Annotated in this window: 9 protein-coding genes (1 of these 9 only partly in view); 7 read left to right on the forward strand and 2 right to left on the reverse strand. The window is 66.2% G+C overall.

Annotated features, from left to right (window positions below):
• Nucleotides 1–187: 187 nt before the first annotated feature.
• The 6 genes from hisS (at nt 188) to BR78_RS0119240 (ending at nt 7,543) form a co-directional block, all read left to right on the forward strand.
• Nucleotides 188–1,426: a histidine--tRNA ligase gene (hisS, locus tag BR78_RS0119215; protein ID WP_025561199.1), complete on the forward strand. Its 1,239-nt coding sequence runs from the start codon at nt 188–190 to the stop codon at nt 1,424–1,426.
• Complete coding sequence (prfA, locus tag BR78_RS0119220) at nt 1,423–2,496, forward strand: peptide chain release factor 1 (RefSeq protein ID WP_025561198.1); 1,074 nt, start codon at nt 1,423–1,425, stop codon at nt 2,494–2,496. The genes hisS and prfA overlap by 4 nt, the downstream gene beginning before the upstream one ends.
• A 101-nt stretch (nt 2,497–2,597) precedes the next feature.
• Nucleotides 2,598–3,416, forward strand: coding sequence for a peptide chain release factor N(5)-glutamine methyltransferase (gene prmC, locus BR78_RS0119225; RefSeq protein ID WP_029725628.1), 819 nt, complete (start codon nt 2,598–2,600; stop codon nt 3,414–3,416).
• 255 nt (nt 3,417–3,671) lie between these two features.
• Nucleotides 3,672–4,490, forward strand: coding sequence for a DUF4167 domain-containing protein (locus BR78_RS0119230; RefSeq protein ID WP_049811609.1), 819 nt, complete (start codon nt 3,672–3,674; stop codon nt 4,488–4,490).
• An 83-nt stretch (nt 4,491–4,573) separates the two neighbouring features.
• Nucleotides 4,574–5,953: a DUF4139 domain-containing protein gene (locus BR78_RS0119235; RefSeq protein ID WP_049810782.1), complete on the forward strand. Its 1,380-nt coding sequence runs from the start codon at nt 4,574–4,576 to the stop codon at nt 5,951–5,953.
• A 3-nt stretch (nt 5,954–5,956) separates the two neighbouring features.
• Complete coding sequence (locus tag BR78_RS0119240; protein WP_025587729.1) at nt 5,957–7,543, forward strand: DUF4139 domain-containing protein; 1,587 nt, start codon at nt 5,957–5,959, stop codon at nt 7,541–7,543.
• A 3-nt stretch (nt 7,544–7,546) separates the two neighbouring features.
• Here BR78_RS0119240 and BR78_RS0119245 read toward each other — a convergent pair whose 3' ends face one another.
• Nucleotides 7,547–7,846 carry a hypothetical protein gene (locus tag BR78_RS0119245; RefSeq protein WP_025587730.1) on the reverse strand — a complete coding sequence of 100 codons (300 nt, stop codon included), beginning with the start codon at nt 7,844–7,846 and terminating at the stop codon, nt 7,547–7,549.
• Between the two features lie 65 nt (nt 7,847–7,911).
• Between BR78_RS0119245 and BR78_RS0119250 the strand changes: the two genes are divergently transcribed.
• Nucleotides 7,912–8,340: a CBS domain-containing protein gene (locus BR78_RS0119250; protein WP_025587731.1), complete on the forward strand. Its 429-nt coding sequence runs from the start codon at nt 7,912–7,914 to the stop codon at nt 8,338–8,340.
• On the opposite strand, the gene BR78_RS0119255 is transcribed toward BR78_RS0119250, so the two are convergent.
• On the reverse strand, nt 8,337–8,574 hold the end of the coding sequence (locus BR78_RS0119255) for a lipopolysaccharide biosynthesis protein (protein ID WP_025561230.1). Its footprint extends 1,241 nt past the window's final position; the window shows 238 of its 1,479 coding nt (coding positions 1,242–1,479); its start codon lies beyond the right edge, outside the window; its stop codon occupies nt 8,337–8,339. The genes BR78_RS0119250 and BR78_RS0119255 overlap by 4 nt on opposite strands.

Genomic DNA, 8,574 nt, shown 5'->3' on the forward strand with positions numbered 1-8,574 from the left:
ATGCCTCAGGCGGCAGCTCCGATGGAGCGGACCGAACCCTGAATGCGCGCCGCAGACGGCGTTTGACAATGAGACATTCGATCACCTCCTTCCATGTTGTTGAACTCGCAGCGGAATATGGGGGATCGGAACGCGATTTAAAGGGGAGTGGCGCAAGCGTGCCTAACGCCCTAGAAACCCGCGCGAAATGGCACGTATCGAAACCCCCAAGCGCATCCGGGGCACCCAGGACATCTTCGGCGACGAGCAGCGGCGCTTCGCGCATGTGCTCGACACGTTCGATCGCGTCCGCCGCCTCTATTGCTTCCAGCGGCTCGAGATCCCGATCTTCGAGGCGACCGGCGTCTTCGCCCGTTCGATGGGCGAGACTTCGGACGTCGTCTCGAAGGAGATGTACACGTTCGAGGATCGCGGCGGCGATTCGCTGACGCTGCGCCCGGAGTTCACCGCCGGCATTGCCCGCGCCTACATAACCGAGGGCTGGCAGCAATATGCGCCGCTCAAGCTCGCGACATCGGGGCCTACGTTCCGCTACGAGCGCCCGCAAAAGGGCCGCTTCCGCCAGTTCCACCAGATCGACGCCGAGATCATCGGCGCGGCCGAACCCGCGGCGGATGTCGAATTGCTCGTCCTGGCCGACCAGCTCCTCCACGAGCTGGGCATCGCCGAAGGCGTGACGCTCCAGCTCAATACCTTGGGCGACGCCGAGACGCGCGATGCGTGGCGCACGGCGCTGGTCGCGCATTTCCTCAAGCACAAGGAGATGTTGTCGGAAGACAGCCAGACGCGGCTGATCAAGAACCCGATGCGCATCCTCGATTCGAAGGACCCGCGCGACCGCCCGATCGCCGACAGCGCACCCGACATCGACGCGTATCTGACCGAGGAGGCCGCCGCTTTCTTCAAGGCAGTGACCGACGGCCTCGACGCGGCGGGGGTGAAGTGGACGCGTAATTCGCGGCTGGTCCGCGGCCTCGATTATTACCGCCACACCGCGTTCGAGTTCGTCACCGACCGCCTCGGCGCGCAGGGCACCGTCCTCGCGGGCGGCCGCTATGACGGCCTGATTGGCTCGCTCGGCGGGACCGAGACTCCGGGCGTGGGCTGGGCCGCGGGCGTCGAGCGGCTGGCTATGCTGATTGAAGAGCCGGTGGCTGAGCGCATCGAAGTCTATGTCGTGGTCGAGGATGATCATGCGCAGCACGATGGTGTCCGGGCGACCGCGGCGCTCCGACGCGCCGGCTTTGTCGTCGCGCTGCTCGCGAGCGGATCGCCACGCAAGCGTTTCGACAAAGCAGTGAAGGCGAATCCGAAGAGCCTGTTGTCGCTCGGATTCGCGGACGGCAGCACCACCACGCGCCTCAAGGTCTTCGATGGCGAGGGCTCGCCGATTGAAGCCGTGCTTGCGGATTTGGGCTGGTCATGACCTCCATCCCCGCCGACCGCATCGCCGCGATCGAGGCGCGGCGCGACGAATTGCAAGCGCTGATGGCGACCGGCGACCTGTCGGGTGATCGCTTCGTCCAGGTCTCCAAGGAATATGCCGAGCTCGAGCCGGTCGCGCAGGCTGCCAGCGAAGTGCGGCGGCTGCGTGCCGAGGCGCAGTCGCTTCAGCACATGACGCACGACGCCGATGACGAGATCCGGCAAATGGCGTCCGAAGAGCTCCATGCCAATGGCGAGGCGCTCGCCGCGGCCGACCGCAAGCTCGCGCTGGCTTTGCTCCCGCGCGATGCCGCCGACGAGCGCGCCGCGATGCTCGAGATCCGCGCCGGCACCGGCGGCGACGAGGCCGCGCTCTTCGGCGGCGACCTGTTCCGCATGTACCAGAAATATGCCGAAAAGCAGGGCTGGAGGGTCGAGCTGATCTCCTCCTCCGCCTCCGATGCGGGCGGGTTCAAGGAAGCGATCGCCTCGGTCGAGGGCAAGGGCGTGTTCGCGAAACTGAAGTTCGAGAGCGGCGTTCACCGCGTCCAGCGCGTGCCGGCCACCGAGACGCAGGGCCGCATCCACACCTCCGCCGCCACCGTCGCGGTGCTGCCCGAGGCCGAGGAAGTCGACATCAAGATCGACGACAAGGACCTGCGGATCGACATCTATCGCTCGTCGGGCCCAGGCGGCCAATCGGTCAACACCACCGATTCGGCGGTGCGCATCGTCCACATCCCCACCGGCCTCGTGGTGATCCAGCAGGACGAGAAGTCGCAGCACAAGAACAAGGCCAAGGCGATGAAGGTGCTCCGCACCCGCCTCTACGAGCAGGAACGCGAACGCCTCCACGCCGAGCGCGCCGGCGCGCGGAAGTCGATGGTCGGCTCGGGCGACCGCTCGGAGCGCATCCGCACCTATAATTTCCCGCAGGGCCGGGTGACCGATCATCGCATCAACCTGACGCTCCACCGCTTGCCCGAAATCCTCGAAGGCGAGATGGACGAGCTGATCGGCGCACTGATCGCGCAGGACGAAGCCGACCGGTTGGCGCAGTTGGATGGGTGAAGGGGCGGAGGGCAAACTCCAACCGTTCGTTTCGAGCGAAGTCGAGAAACCATGACTTTCTTGCTTCTCGACTTCGCTCGAAGCGAACGGGAGATAAAGGCTTGAACACGATATGTGCTGCCCTTGCCGGTGCCGCACAGCGCCTTGCCTCGGTCACCGACACCCCCCGCCTCGACGCCGAACTCCTGATGGCGCACGCCCTCGGCATCGCCCGTAGTGACCTGCTCCTCCGCCACCTCGACGATCCCGCACCCGAGACCTTCGAATCGCTCCTCCAACGCCGCCTGACTCACGAGCCCGTCGCCTACATCACCGGCACGCGCGCCTTCTGGACGATCGAGCTGCAGGTCGGACCGGGCGCCCTCATCCCGCGTCCCGACAGCGAGACGCTGATCGAAGCCGCGATCGAGCATTTCGACGAGCGCGCACCCGCGACGATCCTCGATCTCGGCACCGGCCCAGGCACGCTGCTGCTCGCCGCGCTCGATCAATGGCCCGAAGCACGCGGACTGGGGGTGGACGCATCGGAGCAGGCGCTCGATTATGCCCGCGCCAACGCCGGGCGCCTCGGCATGGCGAATCGCGCCGAGTTCCGGATCGGCGACTGGGGGCAGGGGGTGGAGGGCGCGTTCGATCTGATCCTCGCCAATCCGCCTTATATCGGCACGCACGAATCGCTTCCTGTCGAAGTCCGCGATCATGAACCCGCCTCGGCGCTGTTCGCCGGCCTCGACGGTCTCGACGATTATCGCCGGATCGTCCCCGACCTTCCTCGCCTGCTCGCCCCCGGCGGCGCAGCGGTGCTGGAAATCGGCTGGACGCAGGCGAAAGCGGTCTCGGCGCTGGCGCTCCAGCATGGTCTGTTGCCGGCGGTCCACAGCGATCTGGGGGGGCGTCCCCGTGTGATACTACTTACTTGAAACCGTCGCGCCGGTGCCCCATATTTCTGCTTGGAGATTGTTGCTCCACGGGCTAAGACAGCGCCGGGGCGAGGCACTTTCAACCAAGTTGTTGAAACATAGGGCTAAGGCTCACTCCATGTCATGTGGCTGCTGCAGTCCGGCGGCCATGGCGAGCGGAAGCGCCGGTTTCGGTGCTGTCCGCAATTGCAACGTGCATCCGGGACCCCGAATGGATCGACGGACGGCTTAAGTAGACAGGACATACAGACCTTGATGAACAATCGTCAGGCTAATAACGGCCGCCGTCGCGGTCGTGGTGGTCAGCAGCGCCAGGGTGGCAACCCCAACCAGGGCAATGGCAACCGCATCGACAATCGTGCGCGCGGCAATGCGGCGCAGCTTCTCGAGAAGTACAAGAACCTTGCTCGCGATGCGCAGATGCAGGGCGATCGGGTCAACGCCGAATATTATCTCCAGTTCGCGGATCACTATTTCCGGGTGCTGAGCGAGTCTCGCTCGCGCTTCGAGGAGCAGAACCCGAACCAGCGCCAGCCCCGCCCGAGCAACGACATCGACGGCGATGACGAGGATTTCGAGTTCGAGGCCGAGGGCAACCGCGGCGACGATCAGCGCGACGACCGCCAGCAGCAGCAGCGCGAGCCGCGCTACGAGCGTGAACCCCGCCAGGATCGCATGGGTAATGATCGTCAAGATCGCGAGCCCCGTCAGGACCGCGAACCCCGCGAGGGCCGTGACCGCGATCGTGACGGTCGCCGCGATCGTCGTCCGAACGGCAATGCCAACGGTTACGCCAACGGTCACCAGGCCGAGGTGCAGGAAGCGCCGGTTCCCGAGCTGTTCGCCGAACAGCGCGACGCCGGCGAGGAGCGCGCCCCGCGTGCCGCCCGTGGCCGTGGCCGTCCGCGCCGTGAGGAAGCCGAGGTCGAAGTGCCGCAGGGCATCGACGCCGCGATCCTTCCGCCTGCCTTCGGCGACGCGAGCGCCGCCAACGATGCCGACGAAGCGCCCAAGAAGCCGCGCCGCCGCCGCACCGTGAAGAGCGACGAAACCGAGGTTCCGCCGGCCGCCTGATCCCTTCCGTGAAGGGGCTGGCCCTTCGCGATCAACCTGCTAGCATCCTCTCCTGAGACGCCTTGGGGGAGGATGCTTTGCGTTTGACGGCTCTGATTCTGGCGGCGACTCCGCTCACCGCGCATGCCCAGACCCAGCCGGCCTCCGTGCCCGCCCCGGACCAGAGCGCGCAGGGCGACGTGTCGGTCACCATCTACCAGAATGGCCAGTCGCTGGTGCAGGACGTGCGCCAGCTCGATCTGCCCGCCGGCCGGACGCGCCAGGAATTCCCCGACGTCTCGGCGCAGATCCGTTCGGAGACGGTGACTTTGTCCGGTCCCGGGCTCGGCATCGTCGAGCAGAATTTCGATTACGACCTGCTCTCCCCAGACAAGTTGATGGAAAAGGCAGTGGGTTCGGTCGTCACGATCGTCCGCACCAATCCCGCCACCGGCGCCGAGACGCGCGAGCAGGCGCGGGTGCTCGCCGCCAATGGCGGCATCGTCCTCCAGATCGGCAACCGCATCGAAGTGCTCCGCGATGACGGACTGCCGGTGCGGGTGATCTTCGATAAGGTGCCCGAGAATCTCCGCGCCCGCCCGACTCTGTCGGTAACGCTGCAGGCGGCGCAGGCGGGACGCGTGCCCGCGACGCTCACCTATCTCACTCCCGGGCTCGGCTGGACCAGCGACTATGTGATGCTGTTCGATGAAGCTAAGGGCGCGATCGACATGCAGGGTTGGGTGACGCTCACCAACAGCACCGGCACCAATTATCGCGGCGCCGATGTGCTGCTCGTCGCCGGCAACACCAATCGCAGTTTCTCGCGACTGGCCGAATCGACGATCGAGCAGGCCGGCACCGAAACCAGCCCGCGCGAGAAATTGGGCGACTATTATCTCTATCCGCTCGGCGAGCGCACCACGATCGCCAACGCCCAGCAGAAGCAAGTCAGCTTCCTCGACGTGAAGAACACGCCGGCGCGCAAGACCTATGAATGGACCAATGGCTGGCTGGAAACCCAGACCGATCCGCGTAGCGCGGCAACCGTGCTCAAATTCTCGACTTCGAAAAATGGCGGTCTCGGCGATCAGCTGCCCGCAGGGACGATCCGCGTCTATATGCGCGATGCACGCGGCGATCCGCAGTTCATCGGCGAGAGCCGGGTTGCGGCGGCGCCGATGGGGTCGGCGATGTCGATCCGCACCGGCGATGCGTTCGACGTGAAGGGCGCCGCGGTGCTGGTAGAGCGCAAGCGGATGTCCTCGACGCGCTGGCGCACGTCGATGCGCTATGATTTCACCAATGCCCGGGCCGAACCGGTGACGGTCGATCTCGCCCAGAACGGACTATGGGGCGACGTGCGGCTGGTCGAGCAAAGCCTGACCGGCGAGCGCGTCTCCGCCGAGAGGATGGAGTGGAAGGTGCCGGTGCCCGCCAATGGCAAGGCGTCGGTGACCGTGGTGTTCGACACGCGCTATTGATCGATGCGCCGCATCGTCTTCGCCTTTTCCCTGCTGCTCGCAGCCGCGCCCGCGGCGGCGCAGGCGCTCGTCGAATCGGACCGGATCGATTCGGTGTCGGTGACGCTCTATCGCGATCCTGGTCGGGGGAAGGGCGCCATTCCCGCGGCGGGCTGGCCGGGCGGCTATGCGCTGGTCACCGAGACTCGCACGATCAGCGTGCCCGCGGGAAAATCGGTGATCCGTTTCGTCGGCGTATCCGAGGGGATGATGCCCGAGACGGCGATCGTCACCGGTCTGCCGCGGCAGGTGAACGAGAAGAATCGCGACGCCCGGCTGCTCTCGCCTGCGGCGCTGATCGATGCCTATCTCAAGCGCCGCGTCACGATCCGCCGCACCAGCCGCGCGACCGGCAAGGCTACTGAAAGCGAGGCCATCATCCAGTCCGGACCCGGCGGCGGCGTGCTGCTGACGACCGCCGATGGAGTCGAGGCGCTGGGCTGCTCCGGGCTGCCCGAGAAGCTCAGCTATCCCGGCGTTCCCGCGGACCTTTCCGCCAAGCCGACTTTGTCGGTGACGACCGACAGCGCGGCCGCCGGGACGGTGACGGTCCAGATTTCCTATCTGGCGCAGGGGTTCGATTGGTCGGCGAATTATGTCGCGCAGGTCGCCGAAGACGGCGAGACGCTCGACCTTTTCGCGTGGCTGACCGTGGCCAATGGCGGCAGTCAGGGCTTCGCAGGCGCGCGCACCAATGCCGTGGCGGGCGCGCCGAACAAGGAGCAGGCGGCCGTCTTGCCGAAGGGCCCGCCGCCCGATCTGCACCTGCGCTGCTGGCCGATGGATATCACCAGCACTCATCCAAGCTGGGGGATCGAACGGATACTGCCACGGGTGGAAACCGCCGACGGGGTCATGGCGGAGGATGTCGGTGGGTTCGAGAATATCGTCGTCACTGCCAGCAGGCAGAGCGCGCCGGCGCCGCCCCCGCCTCCCGTTCCTGTTATGATCGCACAGCAGGAAGAGCTCGGCGATCTCAAGCTCTACCGGATTCCCGAACCCGTCACCGTCGCCGCGCTGAGCCGCAAGCAGGTGGCGATGATCGATCGCAAGAAGGTCGCTTTCGCGCGCGTCTACACCGGCAGCTTCGAGCAATTCGACTATGCGCGTGACGCCGCCGAACCCGAAAGCCGGGCCGCCGCGCGGATCCTGCGGACCGAGAATCGCGAGGGCAAGGGCCTCGGGCTTCCGCTGCCGGCGGGCCGCGTCGCGGTGTTCGAGCGCGCGCACGACGAGTCGCTGCTCGTCGGCGAAAGCGACCTGACGGATCGTGCGATCGGCGAGGAAGTCGAATTCGCAACTGGAGAGAGCAGCGATCTGCGCTACAAGGTGGTTGCGCGGCCGCCCTCGGCCCGACGCCAGCCCTTCACGGTCGAAGTCACCAATGCCCGCTCGACGCCGGAGACCTTCGAGATGGCGATTCCCTACAAACTCTCCTCGGCGAACGCGACGCTGATCGAGCGCAAGGGCGTCAAGACGTGGCGGGCGACCGTTCCGGCCCACGGCACGGCGCGCCTCGAATTCGCGCTGAAGCTCGAGAGAGCGCGCTGAGCTTCAGTCGATATCGACCTCGCCCTTGAGCGGATCCTCGACGCGCTCGTCATGTCCGGTGCCCGAGCTCAGGAACATCAGCCCCATCAGCGCCGCGGCGACCATCATCGTCACGAAAACGCCGAGAAAAGTGGCGCTGGCGGTGACGAAATTGAGTCCGCCCAGCCAATGATAGAGCACCAGTTCGGCCAGCCCCGCGGTCACCAGCGCGGCCAATGCCATCCAGCGCAGGATCCGCTTGAAGCGTCCCCAGGCGAAGGCGGCATATTCGGGATCGTCGAGATCGTGCCGCGGCGGGTTCATGGCTTTGCAATTGGGCGCGAATCATGGGAGAAACAACCGCCTGAACCCGAAAGCGGAGACATGCGATGACCATCGCGGCAATCCTGGGGGGAAAAGGGCATGACGTGGTGTCGATCGCGGGCGATCGCACCGTGGCGGAAGCGGTCGCTTTGCTCGCCAGCAAACGCATCGGCGCCGTGCCCGTCGTCGACGGCGAGGCCGTGGTCGGCATCTTTTCCGAACGCGACGTGATCTACTGTCTCGAGCGCGAAGGCCCTTCGGCGCTCGACTGCAAGGTACGCGACGTGATGACCGCGCCTGCGCTCACCGTCGCGCCCGACGAATCGGTGCTTGGCGCGCTGGCGCTGATGACCCGGCGGCGCGTGCGCCATTTGCCGGTGATCGAGCGGGGCAAGATGATCGGCTTCATCTCGATCGGCGACCTGGTGAAATATCGGATCGAGCGGATCGAGTCCGAGGCCGAGGCGATGCGCGCCTATATCCAGGCGGTCTAGCCGCGGCGGTTGCGGATCAGCGCGATCACCTCGATCAAGGTGCCGCGCGCGAACAGCGCCAGCCACGCTCCATAGACCAAGGCGCCCGTGCATCCGAGCAGCGCGAGCTGCGCCAGCGACGGCATCGGCGGCAGCACCCGCGCCAGCAGCGACACGGCCAATCCCATCGCCGTCGCCGCGAATATCACTGGCGTCAGCCCGTCGACGAGATCGCGGAGCCGCACGCCGATCACC

It is taken from the genome of Sphingomonas sp. UNC305MFCol5.2, from assembly GCF_000712135.1.
GTDB lineage: Bacteria > Pseudomonadota > Alphaproteobacteria > Sphingomonadales > Sphingomonadaceae > Sphingomonas.

Excerpts from the sequence above, each read along its gene's own strand:
- BR78_RS0119245 (WP_025587730.1), bottom strand. The coding sequence starts at position 7,846 with ATGAACCCGCCGCGGCACGATCTCGACGATCCCGAATATGCCGCCTTC.
- hisS (WP_025561199.1), top strand. The coding sequence starts at position 188 with ATGGCACGTATCGAAACCCCCAAGCGCATCCGGGGCACCCAGGACATC.
- prfA (WP_025561198.1), top strand. The coding sequence starts at position 1,423 with ATGACCTCCATCCCCGCCGACCGCATCGCCGCGATCGAGGCGCGGCGC.
- BR78_RS0119230 (WP_049811609.1), top strand. The coding sequence starts at position 3,672 with ATGAACAATCGTCAGGCTAATAACGGCCGCCGTCGCGGTCGTGGTGGT.
- BR78_RS0119240 (WP_025587729.1), top strand. The coding sequence starts at position 5,957 with ATGCGCCGCATCGTCTTCGCCTTTTCCCTGCTGCTCGCAGCCGCGCCC.
- BR78_RS0119250 (WP_025587731.1), top strand. The coding sequence starts at position 7,912 with ATGACCATCGCGGCAATCCTGGGGGGAAAAGGGCATGACGTGGTGTCG.